General features: G+C 34.2%; 31 protein-coding genes and 2 riboswitches. Of the genes, 8 read left to right on the forward strand and 23 right to left on the reverse strand.

From position 1 onward, the window contains the following. Nucleotides 1–84 precede the first annotated feature (84 nt). The 9 genes from sufB to DM447_RS13740 form a co-directional block, all read right to left on the reverse strand. On the reverse strand, nucleotides 85–1,482 hold the full coding sequence (gene sufB, locus DM447_RS13700) for a Fe-S cluster assembly protein SufB (protein ID WP_112181753.1): 1,398 nt from the start codon (nucleotides 1,480–1,482) through the stop codon (nucleotides 85–87). 69 nt (nucleotides 1,483–1,551) lie between these two features. Beyond that, the gene (gene sufU, locus DM447_RS13705) at nucleotides 1,552–1,995 is read right to left on the reverse strand and encodes a Fe-S cluster assembly sulfur transfer protein SufU (protein ID WP_112181754.1); all 444 of its coding nucleotides are present in this window, start codon (nucleotides 1,993–1,995) and stop codon (nucleotides 1,552–1,554) included. Further along, nucleotides 1,985–3,205 carry a cysteine desulfurase gene (locus DM447_RS13710; protein WP_112181755.1) on the reverse strand — a complete coding sequence of 407 codons (1,221 nt, stop codon included), beginning with the start codon at nucleotides 3,203–3,205 and terminating at the stop codon, nucleotides 1,985–1,987. Before DM447_RS13710 ends, sufU begins: the two co-directional genes overlap by 11 nt. After that, on the reverse strand, nucleotides 3,205–4,512 hold the full coding sequence (gene sufD / locus DM447_RS13715; protein ID WP_112181756.1) for a Fe-S cluster assembly protein SufD: 1,308 nt from the start codon (nucleotides 4,510–4,512) through the stop codon (nucleotides 3,205–3,207). Before sufD ends, DM447_RS13710 begins: the two co-directional genes overlap by 1 nt. 17 nt (nucleotides 4,513–4,529) lie before the next feature. Next, entirely contained in the window at nucleotides 4,530–5,315 is a 786-nt protein-coding gene (gene sufC / locus DM447_RS13720; RefSeq protein WP_112181757.1) for a Fe-S cluster assembly ATPase SufC, read from the reverse strand. 262 nt (nucleotides 5,316–5,577) lie between these two features. Next, nucleotides 5,578–5,763 carry a YuzK family famiily protein gene (locus DM447_RS13725; protein WP_112181758.1) on the reverse strand — a complete coding sequence of 62 codons (186 nt, stop codon included), beginning with the start codon at nucleotides 5,761–5,763 and terminating at the stop codon, nucleotides 5,578–5,580. A 185-nt stretch (nucleotides 5,764–5,948) separates the two neighbouring features. Beyond that, on the reverse strand, nucleotides 5,949–6,770 hold the full coding sequence (locus DM447_RS13730; protein ID WP_112181759.1) for a MetQ/NlpA family ABC transporter substrate-binding protein: 822 nt from the start codon (nucleotides 6,768–6,770) through the stop codon (nucleotides 5,949–5,951). Nucleotides 6,771–6,833: 63 nt separating this feature from the next. After that, nucleotides 6,834–7,502, reverse strand: a complete 669-nt coding sequence (locus tag DM447_RS13735) for a methionine ABC transporter permease (RefSeq protein WP_112181760.1) — start codon at nucleotides 7,500–7,502, stop codon at nucleotides 6,834–6,836. Then, complete coding sequence (locus tag DM447_RS13740) at nucleotides 7,492–8,520, reverse strand: methionine ABC transporter ATP-binding protein (RefSeq protein ID WP_112181761.1); 1,029 nt, start codon at nucleotides 8,518–8,520, stop codon at nucleotides 7,492–7,494. Before DM447_RS13740 ends, DM447_RS13735 begins: the two co-directional genes overlap by 11 nt. A 95-nt stretch (nucleotides 8,521–8,615) precedes the next feature. Then, a riboswitch (SAM riboswitch) is annotated at nucleotides 8,616–8,730 on the reverse strand. A gap of 124 nt (nucleotides 8,731–8,854) precedes the next feature. On the opposite strand from DM447_RS13740, the gene DM447_RS13745 reads away from it, so the two are divergent. Further along, nucleotides 8,855–9,274, forward strand: coding sequence for a TlpA disulfide reductase family protein (locus tag DM447_RS13745; protein ID WP_112181762.1), 420 nt, complete (start codon nucleotides 8,855–8,857; stop codon nucleotides 9,272–9,274). A 5-nt stretch (nucleotides 9,275–9,279) separates the two neighbouring features. Here the strand turns inward: DM447_RS13745 and DM447_RS13750 are convergent, their stop codons facing one another. The 4 genes from DM447_RS13750 to DM447_RS13765 form a co-directional block, all read right to left on the reverse strand. After that, a complete protein-coding gene (locus DM447_RS13750; protein ID WP_112181763.1) occupies nucleotides 9,280–9,582 on the reverse strand; it encodes a thioredoxin family protein in 303 nt (100 codons plus the stop codon). A gap of 10 nt (nucleotides 9,583–9,592) precedes the next feature. Beyond that, nucleotides 9,593–9,949: a toprim domain-containing protein gene (locus DM447_RS13755; protein WP_112181764.1), complete on the reverse strand. Its 357-nt coding sequence runs from the start codon at nucleotides 9,947–9,949 to the stop codon at nucleotides 9,593–9,595. A 130-nt stretch (nucleotides 9,950–10,079) separates the two neighbouring features. Next, nucleotides 10,080–10,466, reverse strand: a complete 387-nt coding sequence (gene gcvH, locus DM447_RS13760; RefSeq protein WP_112181765.1) for a glycine cleavage system protein GcvH — start codon at nucleotides 10,464–10,466, stop codon at nucleotides 10,080–10,082. Between the two features lie 34 nt (nucleotides 10,467–10,500). After that, nucleotides 10,501–10,857: an arsenate reductase family protein gene (locus DM447_RS13765; protein ID WP_112181766.1), complete on the reverse strand. Its 357-nt coding sequence runs from the start codon at nucleotides 10,855–10,857 to the stop codon at nucleotides 10,501–10,503. Nucleotides 10,858–11,046: 189 nt separating this feature from the next. On the opposite strand from DM447_RS13765, the gene DM447_RS13770 reads away from it, so the two are divergent. The 5 genes from DM447_RS13770 to DM447_RS13790 all read left to right on the forward strand — a co-directional run bounded on the left by DM447_RS13770 (nucleotide 11,047) and on the right by DM447_RS13790 (nucleotide 13,863). Continuing rightward, the gene (locus DM447_RS13770; RefSeq protein WP_241964528.1) at nucleotides 11,047–11,334 is read left to right on the forward strand and encodes a hypothetical protein; all 288 of its coding nucleotides are present in this window, start codon (nucleotides 11,047–11,049) and stop codon (nucleotides 11,332–11,334) included. Nucleotides 11,335–11,349: 15 nt separating this feature from the next. Then, nucleotides 11,350–11,670 (forward strand): spore coat protein, encoded by a 321-nt coding sequence (locus tag DM447_RS13775; protein WP_112181767.1) that lies wholly within the window; start codon nucleotides 11,350–11,352, stop codon nucleotides 11,668–11,670. 157 nt (nucleotides 11,671–11,827) lie between these two features. Next, a complete protein-coding gene (locus tag DM447_RS13780) occupies nucleotides 11,828–12,583 on the forward strand; it encodes a metal ABC transporter ATP-binding protein (RefSeq protein ID WP_199286607.1) in 756 nt (251 codons plus the stop codon). A gap of 21 nt (nucleotides 12,584–12,604) precedes the next feature. Continuing rightward, on the forward strand, nucleotides 12,605–13,459 hold the full coding sequence (locus DM447_RS13785) for a metal ABC transporter permease (protein WP_112181768.1): 855 nt from the start codon (nucleotides 12,605–12,607) through the stop codon (nucleotides 13,457–13,459). After that, nucleotides 13,456–13,863 carry a Fur family transcriptional regulator gene (locus tag DM447_RS13790; RefSeq protein WP_112181769.1) on the forward strand — a complete coding sequence of 136 codons (408 nt, stop codon included), beginning with the start codon at nucleotides 13,456–13,458 and terminating at the stop codon, nucleotides 13,861–13,863. The genes DM447_RS13785 and DM447_RS13790 overlap by 4 nt, the downstream gene beginning before the upstream one ends. A gap of 55 nt (nucleotides 13,864–13,918) precedes the next feature. Here DM447_RS13790 and DM447_RS13795 read toward each other — a convergent pair whose 3' ends face one another. Next, nucleotides 13,919–14,716, reverse strand: coding sequence for a VLRF1 family aeRF1-type release factor (locus DM447_RS13795; RefSeq protein ID WP_112181770.1), 798 nt, complete (start codon nucleotides 14,714–14,716; stop codon nucleotides 13,919–13,921). Nucleotides 14,717–14,827: 111 nt separating this feature from the next. Here DM447_RS13795 and DM447_RS13800 point away from each other — a divergent pair, with 111 nt between their 5' ends. After that, a complete protein-coding gene (locus DM447_RS13800) occupies nucleotides 14,828–15,277 on the forward strand; it encodes a GtrA family protein (RefSeq protein ID WP_112181771.1) in 450 nt (149 codons plus the stop codon). Nucleotides 15,278–15,658: 381 nt separating this feature from the next. On the opposite strand, the gene DM447_RS13805 is transcribed toward DM447_RS13800, so the two are convergent. Further along, entirely contained in the window at nucleotides 15,659–16,078 is a 420-nt protein-coding gene (locus tag DM447_RS13805) for a universal stress protein (RefSeq protein ID WP_112181772.1), read from the reverse strand. 106 nt (nucleotides 16,079–16,184) lie between these two features. After that, nucleotides 16,185–17,459 (reverse strand): voltage-gated chloride channel family protein, encoded by a 1,275-nt coding sequence (locus DM447_RS13810; RefSeq protein WP_112182757.1) that lies wholly within the window; start codon nucleotides 17,457–17,459, stop codon nucleotides 16,185–16,187. Between the two features lie 59 nt (nucleotides 17,460–17,518). Beyond that, nucleotides 17,519–17,580, reverse strand: a riboswitch (Fluoride riboswitch). A gap of 158 nt (nucleotides 17,581–17,738) precedes the next feature. On the opposite strand from DM447_RS13810, the gene DM447_RS13815 reads away from it, so the two are divergent. Beyond that, nucleotides 17,739–18,884: a glycosyltransferase family 4 protein gene (locus DM447_RS13815; protein ID WP_112181773.1), complete on the forward strand. Its 1,146-nt coding sequence runs from the start codon at nucleotides 17,739–17,741 to the stop codon at nucleotides 18,882–18,884. Nucleotide 18,885: 1 nt separating this feature from the next. Here DM447_RS13815 and DM447_RS13820 read toward each other — a convergent pair whose 3' ends face one another. The 7 genes from DM447_RS13820 to DM447_RS13850 form a co-directional block, all read right to left on the reverse strand. Beyond that, nucleotides 18,886–19,803 (reverse strand): M14 family metallopeptidase, encoded by a 918-nt coding sequence (locus DM447_RS13820; RefSeq protein ID WP_112181774.1) that lies wholly within the window; start codon nucleotides 19,801–19,803, stop codon nucleotides 18,886–18,888. Nucleotides 19,804–19,900: 97 nt separating this feature from the next. Beyond that, on the reverse strand, nucleotides 19,901–21,058 hold the full coding sequence (locus DM447_RS13825) for an acyl-CoA dehydrogenase family protein (RefSeq protein WP_112181775.1): 1,158 nt from the start codon (nucleotides 21,056–21,058) through the stop codon (nucleotides 19,901–19,903). Between the two features lie 112 nt (nucleotides 21,059–21,170). Continuing rightward, nucleotides 21,171–22,403, reverse strand: coding sequence for a methyl-accepting chemotaxis protein (locus DM447_RS13830; protein ID WP_112181776.1), 1,233 nt, complete (start codon nucleotides 22,401–22,403; stop codon nucleotides 21,171–21,173). 128 nt (nucleotides 22,404–22,531) lie between these two features. After that, nucleotides 22,532–22,888, reverse strand: a complete 357-nt coding sequence (locus DM447_RS13835; RefSeq protein ID WP_112181777.1) for a response regulator — start codon at nucleotides 22,886–22,888, stop codon at nucleotides 22,532–22,534. 23 nt (nucleotides 22,889–22,911) lie between these two features. Further along, a complete protein-coding gene (locus DM447_RS13840; protein WP_112181778.1) occupies nucleotides 22,912–23,379 on the reverse strand; it encodes a chemotaxis protein CheW in 468 nt (155 codons plus the stop codon). 201 nt (nucleotides 23,380–23,580) lie between these two features. Further along, entirely contained in the window at nucleotides 23,581–24,117 is a 537-nt protein-coding gene (locus tag DM447_RS13845; protein WP_338418762.1) for a chemotaxis protein CheX, read from the reverse strand. 139 nt (nucleotides 24,118–24,256) lie between these two features. Further along, on the reverse strand, nucleotides 24,257–25,234 hold the full coding sequence (locus tag DM447_RS13850; RefSeq protein WP_112181780.1) for a siderophore ABC transporter substrate-binding protein: 978 nt from the start codon (nucleotides 25,232–25,234) through the stop codon (nucleotides 24,257–24,259). Between the last annotated feature and the right edge of the window lie 98 nt (nucleotides 25,235–25,332).

Here is a 25,332-nt window from a genome sequence, read left to right on the forward strand (position 1 = left end):
TAAGAATACATATCCTTATTCATTATATCTGAAAATTTTAAAAGAAAAAAGAGCCCGAATTAACGGACTCTCTAGCTATTACTATTAACCAATTGAGCCTTCCATTTCAAAGCTGATTAGACGGTTCATTTCTACGGCATATTCCATAGGCAATTCTTTCGTAAATGGTTCAATGAATCCCATTACGATCATCTCAGTCGCTTCTACTTCGGAAATACCACGACTCATTAGATAGAAAAGTTGTTCTTCTGATACTTTAGAAACTTTCGCTTCATGCTCTAATGAAATATTTTCATTAAGAATTTCATTATAAGGAATAGTATCAGATGTTGATTTATTATCCATGATTAACGTGTCACATTCAATGTTTGAACGTGCTCCGTGTGCTTTTCGTCCAAAATGAACAATACCACGATACGTCACTTTTCCACCTTGTTTTGAAATGGATTTCGAAACAATTGTTGATGACGTATTTGGAGCTAAGTGGTGCATTTTCGCTCCAGCATCTTGGTGTTGCCCTTTACCTGCAATAGCAATTGAAAGGGTCATACCACGAGAACCTTCACCTTTTAAAATAACAGCTGGGTACTTCATTGTTAATTTAGAACCAATGTTTCCATCTACCCACTCCATTGTTGCATTTTCATCACAAATTGCACGTTTTGTTACAAGATTATAAACATTATTAGCCCAGTTTTGAATCGTTGTATAACGGCAATACGCATCTTTTTTAATAAAGATTTCTACAACAGCACTGTGTAGTGAGTTAGTTGTATATGTTGGTGCTGTACAACCTTCTACATAGTGTACGGAAGCACCTTCATCTACGATAATAAGTGTACGTTCAAATTGACCCATATTTTCTGAGTTAATACGGAAGTATGCTTGTAATGGTGTATCGACCTTAATACCTTTAGGAACATATATAAATGATCCACCAGACCATACAGCAGAATTCAATGCTGAAAACTTATTATCTGCAGAAGGAATAACTTTACCAAAATATTGTTTAAACAGATCTTCATTTTCTTTCAATGCAGAATCCGTGTCTTTAAAAACAATACCTTTGTCAGTTAATTCTTGTTTCAAACTGTGATAAACCACTTCAGATTCATATTGAGCAGAAACACCAGAAAGATACTTCTGTTCTGCTTCTGGAATTCCTAATTTATCAAAAGTGTTTTTGATCTCTTCAGGTACTTCATCCCATGTTCTCTCAGAACGTTCTGATGGTTTTACGTAATACGTAATTTCATCAAAATTCAATTCAGCTAGATCTCCACCCCATTGTGGCATAGGCATTTTATAAAATTGTTTTAAAGCTTTCAAACGGTAGTCTAACATCCATTGGGGTTCTTCTTTCATGTTCGAAATTTCTTCCACAACTTTTTGTGTTAACCCTTTTTCAGTTCGGAAGATTGAAACATCACGATCATGAAACCCATATTTATATTCTCCGACTTCCGGTGCGTTTTTAGCCATTATTAAACCCCTCCTGTTCAAGTAGTTTGCTTAACTAAACTAGAAAATAAGCATTTGCTAGTTTCAACGTTATGCTTCCTCTTGTTCTTTAATACCTTTTTCCATTGCCTTCCAAGCTAATGTTGCGCATTTAATTCGTGCAGGAAACTTTGCAACACCTTGAAGGGCCTCTATATCACCAAATTCATGTTTCTCTGTGTCAACATCTTTTCCTAACATCATGTCAGAAAACATTTGTGACATTTCTAATGCTTCGTTTACTGTTCTTCCTTTAACCGCCTGTGTCATCATTGATGCAGATGATAAGCTAATAGAACAACCTTCTCCGTCAAATTTAGCATCTTTCACTTGATTGTCTTCTACTAAAAGATGCAATTGAATTCGATCACCGCAGGTAGGGTTATTCATATTAATTGTTAATGACTCTTCTTCAAATGAACCACGATTTCGCGGATTTTTATAATGATCCATAATTACCTGACGATATAATGTTTCCAGATTATCAAAAGACATCACCAAAAAACTCCTTCGCTTTATTTAACCCAGTAACGAAACGATCCACGTCATCAGTTGTATTATATAAATAAAAACTTGCACGAGCAGTTGCTGTGACTTCTAACCACTTCATTAGCGGTTGTGCACAATGATGCCCTGCACGTACTGCTATACCTTCAGCGTCTAATACTGTTGATGTATCGTGTGGATGAACATCATCTAGATTAAACGTAATTAATCCAGCACGTTCTTTTGGACCATATGTTGTTAAACCATCTATTGTGCGAATTTGTTCCATTGCATACGTAACAATTTTATTTTCATGTGCTGTAATTTCATTTAAACCAATATCTTGTAAGAAATCAATCGCTGCGCCTAAACCAATTGCACCTGCAATGATCGGTGTACCAGCCTCGAACTTCCAAGGCAAGTCCTTCCAGGTTGAATCGTAAAGATTAACAAAATCAATCATCTCTCCACCAAATTCTACTGGTTCCATTCTTTCAAGTAACGCTTTCTTACCATACAATACGCCTATACCTGTTGGACCACACATTTTATGACCTGAAAATGCATAAAAATCACAATTAATATCTGTAACGCTAACTTTCATATGTGGTACTGCCTGTGCACCATCTACAAGTATAACCGCACCATGTTCATGTGCAATTGTAGCAATTTCTTTAACTGGATTAACAGTTCCTAAAACGTTGGATACATGCATTACCGCCACTATTTTAGTCTTACTTGTTATAGTCTGGCGTACATCATCTAATGTGATTGTTCCATCAGACTGAAGTGGTATATATTTTAGTTTAGCACCTGTAGATTTAGCCAACTGTTGCCATGGAATGATATTACTATGATGTTCCATGTAAGTGATAACAATCTCATCACCTTCAGAAAGATTAGTACGACCATAACTGTTAGCAACTGTGTTAATTGATGTAGTCGTACCTCTTGTAAAGATAATTTCTTCTGTTGATTTTGCATCAATAAATCCTCTTACTTTTTCACGAGCGCCTTCATATTTATCAGTTGCACGCGTACCAAGGGTATGAACTCCTCGATGGACATTTGAATTATCTAGACGATAATAAGCATTAATTGCTTCAATTACCTGTAATGGCTTTTGCGATGTTGCAGCAGAATCAAGATATACTAAAGGACTTCCGTTAACGTTTTGATCTAAAATCGGAAATTGTGAACGGACAGCTTTTACATCCATCAGTATACTTTCCTCTCAATAACTTCAGTTAATTGTTCTCTAACTGCTGCAATTGGTATTGCATTAACAACAGGTGCTAAGAAGCCGTGAATTACTAAGCGTTCTGCTTCTCTTTGCGAGATACCTCTACTCATAAGATAATACAATTGAATCGGGTCAACACGACCTACTGATGCAGCATGGCCTGCTGTTACATCATCTTCATCAATTAATAAAATCGGGTTTGCATCTCCTCGTGCATCTTTGCTAAGCATTAAAACACGGGATTCTTGTTCAGCATTTGCTTTTGTACCACCATGTTCAATTTTTCCGATACCATTAAAAATGGCAGAGGCACTATCTTTCATTACTCCGTGCTGTAAGATAAGTCCTTCTGAACGTTTTCCATAATTGACAATTTTTGCAGTAAAGTTTTGGATTTGATCTCCGCGTCCAACTGATACTGCTTTAGCATAAGAGAAGGAATTATCTCCAATCAAATGCGTTATATTCTCTGAAACCGTATTACCATCATTCATTTGACCTAATGCCCATTCAATCTTCGCGTCACGATAAGCAATTCCACGTCGATTCATATAAACGGTAGTACCATGTGCAAAGTTATCAACAGAACCAAAAGAAATAGATGCATTGTCATGTGCAATTACTTCTGCTACAACATTTGCAACAGTTTCTTCATCTTTGTTAAAAGAAATATAGTTTTCTACATATGTTAGGGAACTATTTTCTTCTGCTACAACAATAACATGATTAAATAAAGCAAAATTATTATCTTCTTGCCAAAAAATTGCTTGAAGAGGTTCTTCAACAACAACATTTTTGGGTACATAAACAAAAATACCGCCATTCATTAATGCTGCATGTAGAGCTGTTAAACGATTTTCGTCAAATGCAACAGCATCTTTCATATAATATCTTTGAACTAGTTCCGGATATTTTTGTAGTGCAGTGAAAATGTCAGTTAAGATAACACCTTGATCTGCTAATTTATCTGAAATCATTTCATAAGCATTATATTGATTACGAAGGATGACTAAATTATGATCATCTTTATCCGTATCAACGAATACTTTGATATCATCTGGTAAATCTTTTAACGAATCAAGTTTATTTATTTCAGCTTCTAAATTAAATTTCGTAAAATTCCATTTAGATATATTCGTTTTATCAGGTCTTGGCATCTCCAAGTTCTTAGAAATTTCTAATGCTTGGGTGCGAAATACCTTCATCCATTCTGGTTCGTTTTGTTTTTCAGAAAACTGTTCGATATATTCTTTTTCATATGGTTGCTTCGTTTCAATAGCCATGTAATCCCTCCTTACTATTACGCGTTGTTACCAACGGTTTCTTCTTCAATGCCTAGCTCTTTTTTAATCCAATCATAACCTTCAGCCTCTAAGCGTTTAACTAATTCTGGTCCACCAGACTTAACAACACGTCCTTGCATCATTACATGTACATAATCAGGTGTAACATAGTCTAAAAGACGTTGATAATGTGTAATAATTAGGCAACCAAAGTTTTCATTGCGTAATTTATTAATTCCTTTTGATACAACTTTCAATGCATCGATATCTAATCCAGAATCAATTTCATCTAATATACCAATCGCAGGTTTTAACATCATTAATTGAAGAATTTCATTACGTTTCTTCTCTCCACCAGAAAAACCAGTGTTTAAATAACGTTGCGACATATTTTTATCCATCTCTAAGTAGTCCATTGAACTATCCATTTCTTTAATAAACTTCATTAAAGGAATTTCGTCTCCTTCTGCACGATGTGCATTAACAGAAGAACGTAGGAAATCAGATGTTGTAACACCGCTAATCTCACTTGGATACTGCATCGCTAGAAATAGTCCAGCTTTTGCACGTTCATCAACTTCCATTTCTAAAACATCTTCACCATCTAAATGTATACTACCACTAGTTATTTCATAATTAGGATGCCCCATGATTGCTGATGCCAACGTTGATTTACCAGTACCGTTCGGCCCCATTATCGCGTGGAATTCGCCACCTTTAATCGTTAAATTAACACCTTTTAATATTTCTTGATCTTCAATTTGAACGTGAAGATCTTTAATTTCTAGAATAGATCCTGCCATTTCGATACCCCCAAAAAAATTATTATTTATGTTGTGTGGAATGAACAATATAATTTTTATTCATTCTCAGTTTATTCTCATTACAATCTTATACTATTTCGAATCTATAATCAAGATTTTCACTCATAATTCCAACTTGTTTTCAAACTTTTTCTTATTAATTGTATTATAATGAAGAAACTAATTTACATGTTTCTATTCTATTATAACGCAAACATCCCTTGCAAATGTATTCGCAAGGGATCTTAATATTTTTCTTTTATTAACGATGCACTTTTCGTTTCATCTCTGTTACTGCTTTCAAGCCATTTCGATGACTTTTCTCTCGTGCTCTTTCAATTTCTAAACGTTGATTTAGTTTTCTTTCGTATTCAGCGAATCCTAAACCGTGATTTAATTGCATCGCCTTTTCCATTTCACTTGTATAAGTTAAAGCTAGATTATCCATGGTTTGTTAAAACCCATCCTTTCTTTATTTGAACAAATTTATTATATCATTTGTAAGATGATGTAACAAAAGAGTTGACAAATCGTTTGGACTAATAAATAACCTTTTCGCTTCACCTATAGAATTGAGTTTAAAATTAGTTAAAGTACATCAAATATTCTTTGAATTCATTTGAATTTCTCGAATTATTCTTCTGATCCACCAACAGCAATTACTTCTCCATTATAATTTTCTGTAATGAAATTTTGAATTTCCTCTGATTGCAAAACTTCTACTAATTTATTTAAGTTTTCATTATTCTCATCTTCTGCATTTGCAACCACAATATTCACATATAAAGAATCATCACTTTCAATAAACAAAGCATCGTCTACTGGTGATAAATCTGCTTCAATTGCATAGTTAGTATTAATTGCAACTAGTACATCTTCTTCACTTTGGTATGTTTCAATTAAAAATTCAGGATTTACATCTGCTGAAAAAGTTAAATTTAATGGATTATCAACAATATCATCAACAGTCGCTTCTGATTTTTTAACGTCATCAGCTAATGTTATTAGACCATTTGATTCAAATAAAGAAAGGATACGACCATGATCTGGTACATTACGACTAATAACTACTTCTGTTCCTTCTTCAATGTCATCAATACTTTCAATACTTTGAGAGTAAACACCCATTGGTTCTAAATGAACGCCACCTAAATTAACAATATCATAGCCCTTTTCTTCAATTTCAGTTTCCATGAATGGAACATGTTGGAAGTAGTTAGCATCAATTGTGCCATCCACTAAATCCTGGTTTGGTAAACTATAATCTGTATATTGTTCGATTTCTAATGTTATACCTTCTTCTTCTAATAATGGTTGAGCTTCCTCTAAAACTTCAGCATGTGGCACACTTGTTGCACCGACCTTAATCACATTGTCCTCTGAATCTCCGTTTCCACATGCCGCTAATATAATCCCAACAGATACTAACAATATTAATGTTACAAGTTTTTTCATTTTGCATTGCTCCCCTTTTTTTGTTTTATATATAATTCCCAACATAGTGGGTATTATTAACGGTTACCTTTTATCCATTTTATTGGTGATCGCATCACCAATAAATTGGAAGATGAATACAATTATTACAATTAAGACTGTACAAACAAAAACAACATCAAAGTCTCTACGCATAAATCCATGGAAATAAGCAAAGTCACCTAAACCACCTGCACCTATAACTCCGGCAACTGCGGTGTAACCAATTAAGGCTATAGCTGTTACCGTTAAACCTGAAACGAGTGCTGGAGTGGATTCCTTTAACAACACTTTATAAATAATTGTTGTTGTTTTTGCACCCATTGATTTAGCTGCTTCTACTACTCCCTTGTCCACTTCTCTTAAACCTATTTCCACCAACCTAGCATAAAATGGTGCTGATCCAATAATTAAAGCTGGCAAAGCCGCATTGGGACCACGTATCGTTCCAATTAGAAAATCAGTAAATGGAATAAGTAATAATATCAAAATAACAAATGGAATCGCGCGAAAAACGTTAACGATTGACGATACAATGAAATTCAATAGTTTATTTTCCCAAATGCCGTCATTCGCTGTAAGATATAATAATAACCCTAAAATAACACCAAAAATTAAGGTTCCAATTAAAGCAAGCATTGTCATATAGAATGTTTCACCCATTGCAAATAATAGATCCATCCAGTCAACGTTCGGAAATGGATTAGTTAGCATTATTTTTCACCTCCACTTCAACAGATGTAGAAGTAATAAATCTTAGTGCTTCTTCTATTACTTCTTCTTCACCTATTACATTCACAAATAAGGTACCGTAAGCCCCTGCCTGCGTTTGCTTAACGTTACCGTGCAAGATATTTACTTCCACATCAAACCTTTTAGCAACTTGACTTATAACAGCTTGATTTGCTGTTTCACCAACAAAGTGTAAACGTAAAACCTTTCCTTTTGTAACAGACTTTATTAATGTTTCTTCTGTAACTTCATCATCCGGTTTCCCCATAACTTGTTCAACAAATTTCTTCGTAACACCCTGTTTCGGATGCGAGAAAACCTCTACTACATCACCTTGTTCAACAATTCTACCTTCTTCCATTACTGCAACACGATGACAAATCTTTTGGATAACGTGCATTTCATGTGTAATAAGGATAATAGTTAAACCAAGTTTTTGATTAATATCTACTAATAAAGAAAGAATAGAGTCTGTTGTTTCTGGATCAAGTGCTGAGGTTGCTTCATCACACAAAAGTACTTTTGGATTGTTAGCTAGAGCTCTTGCTATGCCAACACGTTGCTTTTGACCACCGCTCAATTGCGATGGGAATGCATCTTCTCTGCCTGTCAAACCAACAAGTCCAATTAATTCATCAACACGCTTATAACGCTCTTGCCTTGATAAACCAGCTATTTCTAGTGGTAAGGCAATATTATCTCGAACTGTTCTTGACCATAACAAATTAAAATGTTGAAAAATCATTCCAATTTCTTGACGTGAAAGTCTTAATTCATTTTTAGATAATGACGTTATTTTTTGATTGTCAATAATTATATCGCCAGTTGATGGTTCCTCCAGTCGATTTATTAAACGGATAAAGGTACTTTTACCAGCTCCGCTATATCCAATTACACCAAATATTTCGCCTTTATCTATATTTAAACTTAAATCATCTACTGCTTGAATAGTTGAAGATTTGGTTTTATAAACTTTTGACAAGTGTTGAATTGATATCATACTATTCCTTCTTTCTACACAAATTAAAAAACACGACTTTCTGTTCAAGAGAACAGAAAGACGCGTTTTTGGCTGGCGAATATAACTTTCCTGTTCTCTCATCTGCCAAAGCAATTGCTCTGCAGGAATTGGCACCTTTTTAAACACAAATAAATGTTTAACGGTTGCCGGGTTTCATCGGGCCAGTCCCTCCACCTCTCTTGATAAGAGATAATGTATGTAATTATTTTAACTAAATGTAATTTTAGCATATGCTAATAATCAATGTCAACATATTTTAACGCCATAAAATGTGTTAGAATAATAGCAATATTCTATTAAAAGGATGATTTAAATGTTAGCACCAAATTTTGTATTACCCTATTTAAATAAAGAAGGTAATTATCATTTACACGATGACCTTGGCAGTATCATTATTCTTACTTTTTGGGCTTCATGGTGCCTAGATTGTAGCATCGACTTACCAAAGAAGGAACAACTTTACCGATCACTAGACAATCCAAAAGTGAAAATGTTGACTATTAATGTTACAGGTAGAGAACGCGATCAATCAGCAGCTGTAGATTTCACTAAAGAATTTTTGGAACAGCCAACTTTAATGGATAAAGGAACAGAAATATATAACTTATATCAATGTCAGGGTGTTCCAACTACTGTATTAATTGATTCAACCGGAACTATTTATAAACAATTTAATGATAAAGCCAATTTCTTAGATATCGTTACAGCAGTAGGTAATATCATGCCTAAATGATAGGTTCAGCGATTTGAATGTAATAAATTATTTAACTTACCTAACGATTCGAACGAGTATATTTTACTCGGCTCTCCATTATTGGTCATCAATAGACAAGGAACACTTTCTATTCTTTCTTGTTGCATCACCTCAGGAAATAAACCTGCATTTAGCTCATAAAATATAACAGCTCCATTTGAAGCTTCTTCAATTTCTTCTAGTATCCTTCTCGCTAAATGGCACGTTCCACAAAAAGGGGTATAAATAAAAATCATTTTATCTGGTTGCACTACTGTACGTATTGTTTCACGCGTTATTGGTATCATATTTCCCACCTTACATAAGATAACTAGGGTTTACAGTAATTCCTCTACTTAATAATGCTGTCGCTAGTTCTAATTCTGGGGTTGCTGCAACTTCTCTAAAAGTCTTGTCAATAAAAATGTGTATTGCGTGTGGTAATTCTATTGATAATTGCTTTCGTAATTTATTACCCGAATGGTCTTCATCAACCAAGATAAAAACGTCTCGATTGTCTAAGTCATAATCTAGTATTAACTCTTCCATCTTCTCAACACCCAGCGTCCCATTTGTACAAATTATCGTAACTGATTCGTCAATTAATTTTTCGATTTGTTTTTTATCTGTACGTCCTTCAACAATAATGATCTTTTTAGTATCATTTGAAGACATGAGCTTCACCTACTTTACTAATTAACGTTATTTACAAGTAATCCCTTGTTACTGCATTTGTAACAAGGGATTATAACTTATACTGTCTGTAATATTGTATGAAAAAGGAAAAAAAACATGCAATAATTAATTATTCGTCATCTTCAATCATTGCTTGGTATTCTTCTGGAGTCATTAATGCCTCAATCTGAGATGAATCACTTGGTTCTATTACAACCATCCACGCTTTATCATATGGAGATTCATTAACAAATTCAGGACTATCATCGAGTTCCTCGTTTACTTCAACCACTTTCCCGCTAATTGGAGCATATAACTCAGAAACAGTTTTAACAGATTCTACACTACCAAATGGCTCATCTGACTCTATATCGTCACCTTCTTCAGGTAATTCTACAAATACAATATCACCTAATTCGTCTTGCGCATGGTCTGTTATACCAATTCGTACTTTATTTCCTTCTACTTTAACCCACTCATGTTCTTCGGAATAACGCAAATCTTTTGGTAAACTCACTCTAACTACCTCCATAAATGTATTTTAAATTAACCTATTTCCAAGTCTGTTCAAATTCTTCTAGTTTAAATCCTAGTGTAACCTTTTCATTATCAGTTGTTAATGGTCGTTTTATAAGCATGCCATCAGAAGCTAACCAGTCCAATTTCTCTTCATCCGTTGCATCCAATAACTTATCCTTTAATCCAAGCTCTCGATACTTTAAACCACTTGTATTAAAAAACTTTTTAATTGGCATGTCACTTTTAGATATAATCGAACGTAATTGTTCTTTGGTTGGTGGGTTTTCTACTATATGTATTTCAGTATACGCAGCTTGTTCTTGTTCAAGCCATTTTTTTGCCTTTTGACACGTACCACACTTTGGATATGCATAAAAAGTAATCGTCATTGTATGTCACTCCTTTATTTCTAGTTTATCATAATAACCTCTTTTAATTGTTATAAACCCTGATTATTTCCTATTAGTATATAAGAAAAATGCACACCTGACTAGTAGTATGCCTCTAAATCATCACTGTATAATTTCATTAGTAATGGTGACATTACAAATGCACAAATTAAAAGGAGGACACCACATATGCAACAGCAACAGCAACAGCAACAACAAGCAACAAATATGAACCCTGCTCAAACTGGTCAAATTATGCAACAACCACCTACTGTTGTATCTTCAAAAGACTTATTATATTTAACTGACATGATGTCATGGAATTTAAATGCAACAAAAAAGGCACATTTTTTTGCTGAACAATGCACTATCCCTGAGCTCAAATCTGCTTTGGAACAAGTCTGTCAGATGCACCAAAAACATTATCAAAAGATTTTACAACATACAAATCAACAACCAAATTCAATGATGCAATAATAAGGAGGATAAGATATGAATCAGCAAAAGGTTCAGAACCCTGAAACACAAGTTAACAAAACACCTGAAATGAATGACCGCGACTTTATTAATGACATGTTATCTACAGAAAAATATATGACACAATCATACAGTATTGCATTAAACGAAGCCAGTAATCAAACGTTTTATCAGGATTTACTAGCTATTTTTAATGAAACGCAAGATTGTCAGAGAAATTTGTATAATTTGATGTTCAAAAATGGTTGGTATAGCATAGATAAAGCTGATCAACAAAAAATTCAGCAAGCAAATCAACAATATAGTGGTTACACTAATCAATTTCCAGTCCATTAATCTTAATAAAAACGTGCTTTTCCTAATGGAGAAGCACGTTTTTTAATTCGCCTAACTTACAGCATACTTAAAACGTAATTATTCTTATTTACAAAATGCAATCATTAAGATACAATAGGCTATAGTGAATTTTGTAAGAGAATCGGGGGTTCATAAATTGTCCAAACCACTTATAACAATGGAGAATGTTAGCTTTGCATATGATAATAAACATGCATTAAAAGATATTAATCTAGAAATTAATACAGGTGCTTTTTTAGGTCTTGTTGGACCAAATGGTGGTGGGAAAACGACACTTATAAAGCTATTGCTCGGTCTTGAAAAGCCACAACAAGGATCGATAAAACTTTTTGACAAAAATATTACCGACTTTAAACAGTGGAGTAGAATTGGATTCGTATCACAAAAAGCAAATAGTTTTAATCGAGGTTTTCCTGCAACAGTAAGAGAAGTTGTTTCTACAGGAATTACTGCTAAATTAGGTTATTTCCACTTCTTTAAAAAAGCAGATAAACAAAAGGTTGTAAATGCAATTAAAATGGTTGGGATGCAAGATTATATCAATAGAAACATTGGCGATCTTTCAGGTGGACAGCAACAGCGTATATTTATTGCGCGCTCTCTAGTAAGTGATCCTGCCTTATTGATTCTTGACGAGCCAACAGTAGGAATTGACACTGAAAATGTTCAAAAATTTTATGGCTTACTGCATCGTCTGAATGAAGAAAATAATATTACACTATTATTAGTCTCACATGACATAGGAACAATGACTGAGCATGCAGATGGTATTGCTTGTTTAAATAAATCCTTGCATTTTCACGGAGACACGAAATCATTCTCAAATTTGACTGATAGAGAATTATCGCACTTTTATGGTCATGATCTAAACCTTGTCACACATCAGCATTAAATTAGTTAAGGAAGTGTACTTATGCTCACGCAATTTTTTACGTATGAATTTTTACAAAACACCTTTTATACCGGCTTACTAATTGGCTTCATTGCCCCATTACTAGGAACATTTGTCGTTGTTCGGCGCCTATCGTTAATTGCTGATGCGTTATCTCATGTAACCTTAGGTGGCATTGCCTTTGGTTTACTAATGGAAAAGAAATATGGATTAGCCATTATCTCCCCATTTTATTCTGGGATGTTTTTTTCTGTTATAGGATCGATGTTTGTTGAACGCCTGCGCAGTGTTTACAAGGCATACCAAGAATTAGCAATACCTATTATTTTATCTGGTGGTGTTGGCCTTAGTGTCATTTTCATCTCCCTTGCAGATGGATTTAATACGGATTTATATAGTTATTTATTTGGGTCTGTATCAGCTGTTAGTCGTAACGACCTATGGAGTATTTTAACCATTACCATTATTGTTCTCTTCGTAATAATATTATTTTACAAAGAGCTTTTTATGCTTTCTTTTGATGAAGAGCATGCGGTAGTATCTGGAATTCATGCAAAACGAATCCATTTCATATTTATTGTATTAGTTGCACTTGTCATTTCAGCGTCTATACGAATTGTCGGTGTCTTACTCGTTTCAGCTTTAATGACCTTACCTGTTGCTGCGAGTATTAGAATTGCCAAAGGGTTTAAACAAACAATATTTTATTCTGTCATTTTTGGTGAATTATCTGTTATTATAGGATTAGTAACAGGATATTACTTTGAAATCCCGCCTGGTGGTACGATTGTTATGACTTCTATTTTTATTTTACTTATTACAATTGGTCTAAAAAAAGCATGGGATTATTTCACTAGAAGGAAGGCGATCATATGAAAGTACAAGAAGCGTTATCCGTGTTGAAAGAAAAAGGCTATAAATATACTGATAAACGTGAAGTTATATTAGATTATTTCTCCAATGAAGATCGATATCGTACAGCTAAAGATCTATTACAACATATGGAACCTAATTTCGTCGGTATTAGTTTTGACACGATATATCGTAACTTACATTTATTTGACCAGCTTGATATTCTTGAATCTACAGAGCTTGATGGTGAAAAGCTTTTTCGCATGAAATGTGATCAGCATCATCATCATCATTTTATTTGCAAAGAATGTGGTGTTACAAAGGAAATTCTAAGTTGTCCAATGGATGATATACAAGAAGAATTAAGTAACTTTATGATTGATGATCATAAGTTTGAGATATATGGAAGATGTCCTGAGTGTCAGTAACTGCATCACGTTGAAAGGGCTTCTCTTACATTTTTTGTAAGAGAAGCCCTTTTTGTTAAGCAAGTACTTTTTCCAATACCTGTGATTCTTCATGATCTAATATATTTTGATAAAAGATACTATCTACTTCTTTTTGCATGTAACTAGCCAAATCAAGTGCTTCTTCTTTTTCACCTGCTAAATAAATCTTTTTCCAGTTATGATTCTTAGCTACCTTGTCCAAGGTTGGTGCCAGGTTTTTATACCAACGTTTTTGATTAGCTTCAAATCGCTTATCAAACAGATCAGTTTGTAGATTCTTTCCGCTTGTGCTAGCTCGTGGACCAGCAAACTGTCGCCAATCTTCTGTGTCTAGATCTAACTCGAATAGTTCCGTATTTACTATTTTTCCTAGCTCTGCTTCAATAATCTTCACTTGGTTTTGCTGTGCTAAAACGATGCCCAGTTTTGGATATGATTGATTCAAATTCTTCAATTGATCTAATACTGGCGTTTCTTGCCAATAAAACATTGACTCAACGCGTAATTGTAAAATCTCAGCAAACCATGTTGATTGATCTGACGAGGCAAAGATAATCACACTTTTTTTGAGATTTTTTTGATTTTCGAACATAAAGTTTTCCACTTGTTTACGTACTTTTTTAAACTTATCTAGTTCTTCCTTATCGTCACTTTGCTTTAAGTAATTCTCAAAACTATTCATACTATTCTTCAGTTGGATTTTCCACTCTCCACCACTTTGTTCTGGGTCTGATGGATCTGTATTTAAATACATCGTTAAAATACCCTCTGGTTTTACCACTTGTAATGATTCTAATTCTTTTAGTTCTTTTAGTTCTTTATTCAATCGCATTTGCTATAATCCTCCTCTTATTAGATTTGAAATTATGCTTATTTATCTGTATCCTAATTAAAGAGTTATTAAACTTGTATAAAAAAAGTTTCTAGAAAGGCGATTATTCGAATGGCAAAGAAAGTTAAATGGCAAGCATTACAATTTAGTACTATAGGAATCAGCAATGCCGTTGTGGATATTGCACTTTTAAATATATTACTATGGATTTGGCCTACAACAGATTCCAATTTACTACTTATTTTTAATACTTTTGCATACACGTGCGCAATTATTAATAGCTATATTTGGAATACAAAATACACGTTTAGTCATCGTGCTTACTTCAACAAAAAGGAACTAAGCTGGTTTATCTTTCAGGCATTTATTGCATTGTTAATTAATAACGGAACATTTATTGGCTTAATGGATATATTTGCAATCCAAACTGTTATTACAATCCCGTCGCTTCTTGCTCGCAATATTGCTAAGGGAATGGCAATGTTTCTATCTTCAACCGCAAGCTTTTTTCTGATGCGCTACCTTGTTTTCAAAAAAGAAAAAGAGTCAGATGTACAATAAAAATACATCAGACTCTTTTTTAGTGCTTATCAAAAAAATGTTCAACCTCTACGTCAAAATAGAGTCAATTTCACTTCCTACGCTGGATAGGCGTTAAAATTAATACGTGGTCTACTGGTCATAAATTTTAATTGTGCTATGACAACAGCTATTCAGGTTAAGCTGATTGATTGTAGCGTAGGACAGTCGACTCCTGCGTGAAAAGCAACAGCTGAAAATCCCGCAGGAAGCGTATTTTGCTTCCGAGGAAGTTGAAGCGTTGCCCGCGGAAAGCGACTGACCGAAGCGAAAATCAACATGGCGGTTTATGTCACAGTTGATGTTATTACGACGAAAGGTAATGTGAATTTTATAAGATTAGGATCTTATCCTTATGAGTTATTATTTAACAATTAAGACTGGGCATTCGGCTCGTTTGGCTACTTTATGACTTACACCGCCAAGAACCATTTCCTGTAAACCATTTAATCCCCTACTACCAATTACACAAATATCAACCTGCTGCGCATTTGCATATTTCACAATTGACGGCCCTGGATCACCGTGCAAAATTTTAATTTCATAATCAATACCTTTTTCTTTAATCTTTCTCTCTGAAATTTGCAACTTAGCTTTTCGACTTTGATCTAAATCAATGGAGTTCCACTGGTGTAACACATCTGTTTTTGAAGTGGTACCATCTACAACATACGCTATAATTATCTTTGCTTGTGGATTATTCTCTGCTAAAACAAGTGCTTTTTCACAAGCTCTAATTGCATGTTCAGATCCATCTGAAGCTAGTAAGATTTGATTAAACATAGCATTTCTCCTCATTGATTATTTTCTTCTCTATATTATACCAATTATTCACTTGTTTTGTATACGTTTTCATTTAAAGTCATTCTTCATTTTTTACTTTATTTTGTTACAAATCAGAAAGTATCCGCTTTTCATCTTTAATAAGCTGACGACTTTTTGAAGTTCCTATTTGTTGAGATGAATAAATGCCCGTATGTCCTGAAAAAAGATAGCTAATGATACATGCAAGAAATAAATATATTGCAGCATCTGCCCCAAATAATTCTATACCCATAATAAAACAAGCTAAAGGCGTATTAGTTGCCCCACTAAAAACCGCAATGAATCCTAAAGCAGCTAAAAATCCTAATGGAAGGTTTAGTATACCTGCTAACATATTGCCGAGTGTTGCACCAATTGCAAACAATGGGGTTACTTCACCACCCTGAAATCCAGCACCTAGTGTAATAGATGTATAGATAATCTTCCACAAAAATGCTAGTGGGTTTACTTCGCTATTAAAGGAATCCTCAATTAGAGGTAGACCTAAACCAAGATAATCTCTTGTGCCCATTATGTATACAAGTATTATAATGACTGTACCACCTACAAAACTTTTTAACATTGGGTTTTTAAACGTATTACTAAATGTTTTCTTAAAGAAACCAGTTAATCTACTAAATAACCCTGCAGCTAAACCAAATAGAATTGACGCAATAATCACTTTCAATACCACTATGATTGAAAATGCTGGTATGCTATCAATGATATAATGTGCATGCGGAACATTAAATCCTCTTGTAACTTGATCACCAACGATACTAGCTAAAAATGCTGGTATTAATGCTTGATAGCTAACTAAACCTAATGCAAGTACTTCTATACCGAAAACCGTACCAGCTAATGGTGTCCCGAATAAAGAACTAAATCCAGCACTTATCCCAGCTATTAAAATAATCTTTCGGTCTATTCTGTCTAAACGAAATATTTTCCCTGTGAAATCAGCAAACGTACTCCCCATTTGCACAGCTGTACCCTCTCGACCAGCTGAACCACCAAACAGATGTGTCATTATTGTACCAAATAAAACAAGTGGTGCCATACGTAGTGGAATACCCTCTTTACGATCTCTTATTTCTTCTAAAATTAAATTATTTCCTTTAATTGCGCTACCACCAAATCTCATATATAAAAAACTAACGAACGCACCCGCAAAAGGTAAGAAAAATAAAAGATAAGTATATGATTCACGCGTTGTCGCTGCCCAATTTAAGCTAACAAGGAAAAATGCAGAGGCAGCTCCAGCTAAAGTTCCAACTATACTAGCTAAGCATATCCATTTAATTAAATAAATTAATGAAACAAAATGAAAGCTATTTTTAAATCGCTCTATGTAATGCAGTGTACTGTTTCTCACTTACATTTCCTCCTCAAATAAACAGACTCCTACCAGTAGAACTTATACTGGTAGGAGTCATTAGCATTTTGCGGTTTATTTGGTGAACTCCATCACCTATTTTAATATTTCACTCATTATATAACAGTAGAAGTAATTGGTCAAATAGCTTCATTCACTCTAAGTGATAAAATTTTTACTTATTTTTTACAAAAAACGCATCGTATTTTGTATGAAATTTGTATATCTTTACAGTAGAGCTATTAAGATAAAAGGAGGGAAAATATGCGTATCGCTATTTTTACTGACACCTTTTCTCCAGATGTAAATGGGGTTGCGACAACACTAACTAACTTTATTAGCTATTTAGACCAAAGCGAGCACACGTATCATATCTTTAAACCTAGTCTTGATCAAAGCCAACCCCTATATATTCATCCTCTCTTAAGTATGCGTTTTTTCTTGTATCCCGAATATCAAATTCATCTTCCTAACTACGCACAAATTAAGCAATCATTAAAAGCATTCAAACCGGATATTATTCATGTTGTAACACCTTTTTCAATTGGTTTATATGGAATAAGATATGCGTTAAAAAATCAAATTCCTTTAGTTGGTTCTTATCATACTAATTTTGATCAATATTTAAGATACTATCATTTACGCTTTTTATCGCAAGCTGTATGGAAGTATTTACATCGTGTACATGAACCAATGCAAAGGATTTTCGTTCCCTCGCCTGATACAATGCAACAATTAAAACGGAAAGGATTTACCAACTTACGATTGTGGCAACGTGGTGTAGATACCAATGCCTTCAAGCCAAGTATTCATAATGAGACATTTAGAGAAAAATATAACATTACAACTCCATTCATATTGAGCTACGTCGGACGATTGTCTCCAGAAAAAAATATTGATTCTCTCATACAAATTATTAGCGGTTTACAAACTTCATTTTCAAACAAAATACATTGGTTAATTGCTGGAGATGGTCCTGAACGCCAACGCTTAATTGAACTTAATATCCCGAATATAACTTTTACTGGCTACGTACATGGTCAAGAATTAACTGATGTCTATGCTAATTCTGACTTATTCGTCTTTCCATCTGCCACCGAAACATTTGGAAATGTTGTTTTAGAATCGCTAGCATCTGGAACTCCAGTTATTGGTGCCAACACAGGAGGAGTAAAGTATCTATTAGAAAAGCACACATACGCTCATGGAATAGCATGTGACCCTAATAAACCTGATCAATTTGTTAAGGCGATCACTGAACTCCTAACAAATCGTTTAAAGAGAAAACAAATGGAGACTTCTGCTAGAGTTTTTGCCAAAACAAAAAGTTGGAAAAAAATATTTGACCAACTTTTAGATGATTATGCTGAAGTATTACAAGAGAAAATTGACCAGATGAAACAGGCATAAGTTAGATTATTAAATGGTTTGCAAGTTCTAAGGGTACTTCTTTATTTTCATGCCATATTTTTTCATAATAATTTAATGGAACTGGCCTAGGACCAATCAAAGGAGCTATTTCAACCGTAAGACTTGGTCGTTTAAAATAGCTAATAAACCAGTCAGTAAAGCCACCTCCACTCGGGTTATCAGTTGGATAAATCAACTGATAACCTGTTTTATTACTAGCTAATTCCGCGATTTTCTTTGCATATTCTTCTTGTTGACCTGTGCTTTTATACTTCCAGAAGATTTCTTCCCCGGATGAATGGTAAGCTACAGCTATCTTGAAATCATGTTCCAGTACCAAATCATAAACTGCTTTCACTTCTGGTTCACTAAGGACTGCGTACCCTTTAAAATTCATTGCAGCTGGTTGGCCTGGATCATGCTGAATTTGTTCCCAGTCAGCCGGGTACTGTCGGTTTAAATCTACGCCATGGATATTTGCCTTCCAATCCATAAAGTCATCTTTATTTTCATTCCACTCACGTAATTCTTTACTGTTGGGAAATAAATCTGGACCTTGCTGTACCAGTGTCACACCATCTGGATTAACCATTGGAATAAAGTAGATCGTTACTAGCTTTAGAATATCTTTTACCTGATAAGTACTAATACACTGATTGGTTGAGGCTGCTAGACAATACGTTTCAACCATATCCATAAGTAGCGTTGTTGTTAGCCATTCTCTTGCATGATGCGCACCATTTATGAGAATCTTTTGCTCGCCGCTTCCAAGCTTTATCGAATAAATAGAGCGATTATTCACAGACTTACCAATAATATCAACAGCGAGTAGATCCGGATATGTTTTGATTAATTGCTCTATGTCTGCCGTTAACTGTTGGTAGGTATATACTCTTTTTGGATTTATTATTTGTCCCATCACATTCACTCCTTCCTATTATGGATATGAAGGAAAGGAAGGATTATAACAACTAATAAGCATCATTTTTCAAAACACAAGCAAAAAAGGCAGTCATTTAATTAACTGCTCTTTTAGCGAGTATACTTATTACCATATCGTCCATTGGTGGATTATGAAGGCCGGCTCTAACATCTCGATAATATTGTTCAAATCGATTCTCTTTAGATAGTCCTCGTCCTCCAACTATGCGCATTGCTAGATCTACTACTTCATTTGCACTATTTGTTGCAACTGTCTTTACAGCGGCTAGCTCCGCACCTAATTGTCCTCTTTCTTCAGGATTGTTATCCCATCGCTCTGCAATACTATACATAAAGTAGCGTGCTTGCATGAGCTTTAAATCCATTTCACCAATCTTTTGTTGAATATGGGCCACTTCTGAAATTGGTGTATTTAAGCTATTCGGCTGAAAATTCTTAGCAAATACAATTGCATCGTTACGTGCTGCAATTGCAATCCCTAGATAACAAGCTGGAATATGCAAAAGCCATCCCTTAGGAGTAGGTTTTTTACCCTTTTGATGTAATTCAACAAGCATATTTTCTGCAACTGTAACATCTTTTAAAATAACATCATCACTTCCTGTTCCGCGCATTCCAAGTGTATCCCAAGTATGTTCTATGCTAATTCCTGGTGTATCTTTAGCAATAAGAAATGAACCGACTGTTTCTTGATCTTCAATATATGCGGTGACAATATAATAGTCTAGTACACTAGCCATTGATGCAAATGTTTTTCTACCATTTAATAGGTAAGAATTTCCTAAACGTTTTGCTTTTGTTTCCGGTATTCCTCCTCTCGTTGGACTTCCTGTTGCTGGTTCTGTTGCTAAACGATTTACTAACAATTGCTTCTCAGCAAGTTCTTTCGCAAATGGTTGATAAATAGCATCATTCCATAAATGATCCTCACTCAGTTCTTTGACAACTCCTAAATGCCAACCAACTGATAAAGCAGTGGCACCATCACCAGCAGCTAGTCTTTCTTGCATTAATAAGAATTCATATAACGATAAAGCTTCTCCACCATAAGATTTAGGTAATGTGAGAGACATATAGTTTACCGCTCTTAGATCTTCTACATTTCCAATTGGCATTGATGCAGTTTCTTCAGCAATTTTAACCCTTTTTTCTACTTTTTGTGCTATTTGAGCTGCTTTTTCTAACAATCTCACTTGTCTTTCACTTTTTACAAAGGTTTTAAATAAATCCATTTTAATCTCCTCCATATCTACTAATACTATTATTTTATGCTACCCTTTGGATTTTTACAAAAAAAAGAAGAGCGGTTAGCCTTTTTCAGCTATTACCTCTCTTCTTTACATACTAGAAATTCAATTTACTAATACCTGTTTCTAGCTCTTCTTGTCCTACGCGAATATTTTCAACAGATCCACTCAAACGTTCTGATGCAGATTCTGCTTCTTGAATACCTGCTGCTGATTCTTCTGACACACTTGCAATGTTAGTAATCGAGTCATTAATAACCTTAGTATTATCAAGTACATCATACAAGTTATTTGAGACATCCTCGATCTCTTTACCTATATTCGTTATAATAGTATTTAACTTGTCAAATGTAGAGCCAGTCGTTTGAATTTGTGTTGATCCTTCATTAACTGCTTGGTATCCACGTTCCAATGCTTCTACAGCTTCTTTGGACTCGTCTTGAATGCCACTTGTTGTCTCCGTAATATCGGTAACAGATAAGCTTACTTGTTCTGCAAGTTTCCTAACCTCATCTGCTACAACTGCAAAGCCTTTTCCATGTTCGCCAGCACGCGCTGCTTCAATCGCTGCATTTAACGCTAGTAAATTAGTTTGTTCTGCAACTTCTTTAATGACAGTTACTACCTTGGTTATTTTTAATGTCATAGCATCAAGTCCTCTTACTTTATCTAACGATTGTTTAATCGTATCATCAATAACCGACATTTTATCAACCGATTGATGCATCAGTTGACTACCCTCATCTGTGATTGATAACATAGATTTGGACTCTTCTTTTATATTTTCACCATTTAATACAACACTCATTATTGTATTGGAGAATTTCTGCATCGTTTCTGTTAAAGAGGAAGCAGAATTTGCTTGTTCTTCAGCACCGCTTGATATTTCTTGCATCGTAGCAGTAATATAACTACTATCCTTCTCTAAATCATCTGTATATTGATGTAATGTGCTACTTTGTTTATTCATATGCTCTGTTATCGTCGAGATAAACTGTAATGAATTTTTAGTTTTCTCAAATAGATGGTCAATTTCTTCATTTAATAAAATAAACTCTTCATTATTCATATTTGATTCAGGCAGATCTTCTACTTTATCACTTGCTAATATTTCTATTCGTTCACTAGTTTGTTTTAATTGCTTCACAATTTTCAGACTTGAGAAGTGAGCAATTGCAAAGCTCGCGATCAAAACAACACCGAAAACAATAATTATTGGTAATGAAAACGCGTCCACTTTTACCAACGCAAATATACTATAGCCAATAACTGCAGTATGTAATAAAATAACTAGCAAAAAACTAACAAATAGACTTAATCTGATTTTCATGATCGGATGACACCCCTTACTATTATTTTAATCTTCCCTTTTATTATCGGCTCTGTTTTGAAAATATTAACTATTATTTTGTAGTAATGAAAAAACGTAAAAGATTTTCTTTTACGTTTTTAAATACTTTAAAAGATTTTAGATAAAGCTTGCTGAATACGATCTTGGTCAAATGGCTTTACAATAAAGTCTTTTGCACCTGATTGAATTGCTTCTAACACCATTTGCTGTTGTCCCATAGCAGAACACATAACAACTGTAGCATCCGGATGATTTTTCTTGATTTCTTTAAGAGCCTCAACACCATTCATTTCAGGCATTGTAATATCCATTGATACAAGATCAGGCTTCAACTCATTATAAAGATCTATAGCCATCTTTCCGTTCTCTGCTTCTCCTACTACTTCGTGACCTAAAGAAGTAAAAATATTTTTTAATTGCATGCGCATAAATGCGGCATCATCTGTTACTAAAATTCTAGCCATACTATTTCCTCCTACATCAAGTCTTATTTCTCTTCAACAACTTGTTTTAATTCATTTAATTCTTCATAGTTCAACACATATTCTAGATCGACCAACAATAATAATCGATCCTCTAATTTTGCCACACCATGCAAAAAATTCGCATTGACACCTTTGATTGTTGTTGGTGCATCTTCAATATCAGATTGATCAATATCAATTACGTCGGATGCTGCGTCTACTACAAAACCAACATTTACTTCACCTTCATTGACTTTAGAAACAAGCATTCTTGATTGTTCTGTTTCATCAGACCGCTCTAAATGCATTCGAGTTTTTAAATCAATGACAGGAATAACTTCGCCACGCATTTTCGTAATACCCTCAATAAAATCTGAAACTTGCGGCAGTGCAACAACATCTTGTAAACGTTCAATTGAGATAATTTGTTGAATACTTGCCCCGTATTCTTGACCGTTTAATTGAAAGATAATATATTTTTCAGTACTCATTTGCTTTCCCCTTTATAAATAAAATATGTCATTCACTAGTATAAAATAATAATAGTATGATAAGTTACGTAACGAATGATCTTATAGACACATTTCATCTAGTATTTTCAAAATAAAAGATAGTATCAGAATACCTGTTTTATACGTATAAATCAATATCGGTTAAAGTACTTTCATTTATATACACAAATCTATTTCAGACTATTGATTTAACAGTATGAAAACCTCTAGTTCTTTTCCTTGTCCATAGTCTACTTTAACTCGTAATGCTCGCTTAAATCCAGTTAATTTAGTGCTACCATTTAATACAGTGGGATGTGTAATATCCGTTTGAACTTTAACTTCTGCTAGATAAGTAGATAAACTTCCTGCAACCATATTTCCTAATTCACCTGCAAAAGAATCAAGCATCTCTTCTGATAACGGCATACCAAACATCGCTTCACCAATCTCACTAAACAATTCTTGGCTAGCTTGTAAAAGTAACTCTCCTTTTAAATCTCCTGTAAAGCCAATTAAAACACCAAATTTAACCACTAATGGTGGAGCTATAAGCTCTGGAGAACCCATTACTGGCTCCATTGGTATAACCTTTTTAACCGTATGGATGGTACCATTATATAAATCTTTAATCATTTCATTGATGTTCTTACTCTCCGTTGTCAATAGATTATCCTCCCTTTTTCTTAATGTATCTTTTATTTTTAACGCTAAACCCAATGCCTTTATTTTTTTCAAAGCGATAGCTTTTTAGCACTACTTCTATTTTCGACATAAACCACCAAATAATTAAGTACTTTTTCCTATAAATTTTTAAAATAAAAGAGATGGTTATATTAACCACCTCTTTTACTATTAATCTACTTATTTATAAAGCTTATTCTATTCCTGCAGCAATTTCATTAACCATTTCAGCTACAGATATTAGACCGCCACCAGAAAGATACCAATAATCAGGGCTTAGAAGAACAATATGGTCTTCTTGTGCTGCGTTAGTTGAATTAACCAATTCATTATCTAGCGCACTTTCAGCAGTGTAATCGCCACCGGTAACTTGGTTTCGATCTACAGCAAATATATAATCTGGATTTGTTTCAGAAACATACTCAAAACTTATATTTTGACCGTGTGTTGAACTTTCAATTTCTTCATCAGCAGGAGTAACACCAAATACATCATGAATTATTCCAAAACGTGAACCAGGTCCATATGCATTAAGACTACCATCATTTGTTAGAACAATAAGTCCTGTCTTATCTGTTGGAATGGATTCTTTTAAATCTGCTATTTCTGTTTCAATTTCTTCAAATGCAGCACTAGCTTCTTCTTGTTTCGTGAAAATTTCACCTAATAGTGTAACATTTTCTTCAAATGACTCCATATAGCGTGTAGTATCTACACCCATATAAATCGTTGGAGCTAATTCTGATAAATCATCATATACTTCTGATGTACGACCAGAAATTATAATTAAATCTGGATCAATTTCAGCTAGTTTTTCAAAATCCGGTTCAAATAGTGTACCAGCATTTTCATAAGCACTATCTTCATAGCTTGATAGATATGACGGTAAGCTTTCTTGTGCCACTGCTGTAACATCTACACCTAACTTGTCAAGGCTATCTAATGTACCAAAATCAAATACAACAACCTTTTCTGGATTTACAGGGACAGTAGTAGTGCCAAGTTCATGCTCAACCTCTATCTCAGTGGGAGCCTCAACTTCTTCTACCTCTTCTTCTGTTTGTTCTTCTTCTATATCATCTGTTGCTGTTGCTTCGTCGCTCTCAGAACCACAAGCTACTGCAACTAGTGCGAAAAGCAACATAAGTAATAACAATGCAAGTTTTTTCATTTCTTCACTCCTATTTTCTTAAAATTTATTTAAACAGATGATAATTGGTCTAACTATCTGTGATTGCTTCCTATTAAGATTTGCTTATTTCTTGGGCC

The sequence above is a fragment of the Paraliobacillus zengyii genome, from assembly GCF_003268595.1.
Taxonomy (GTDB): domain Bacteria; phylum Bacillota; class Bacilli; order Bacillales; family Amphibacillaceae; genus Paraliobacillus_A; species Paraliobacillus_A zengyii.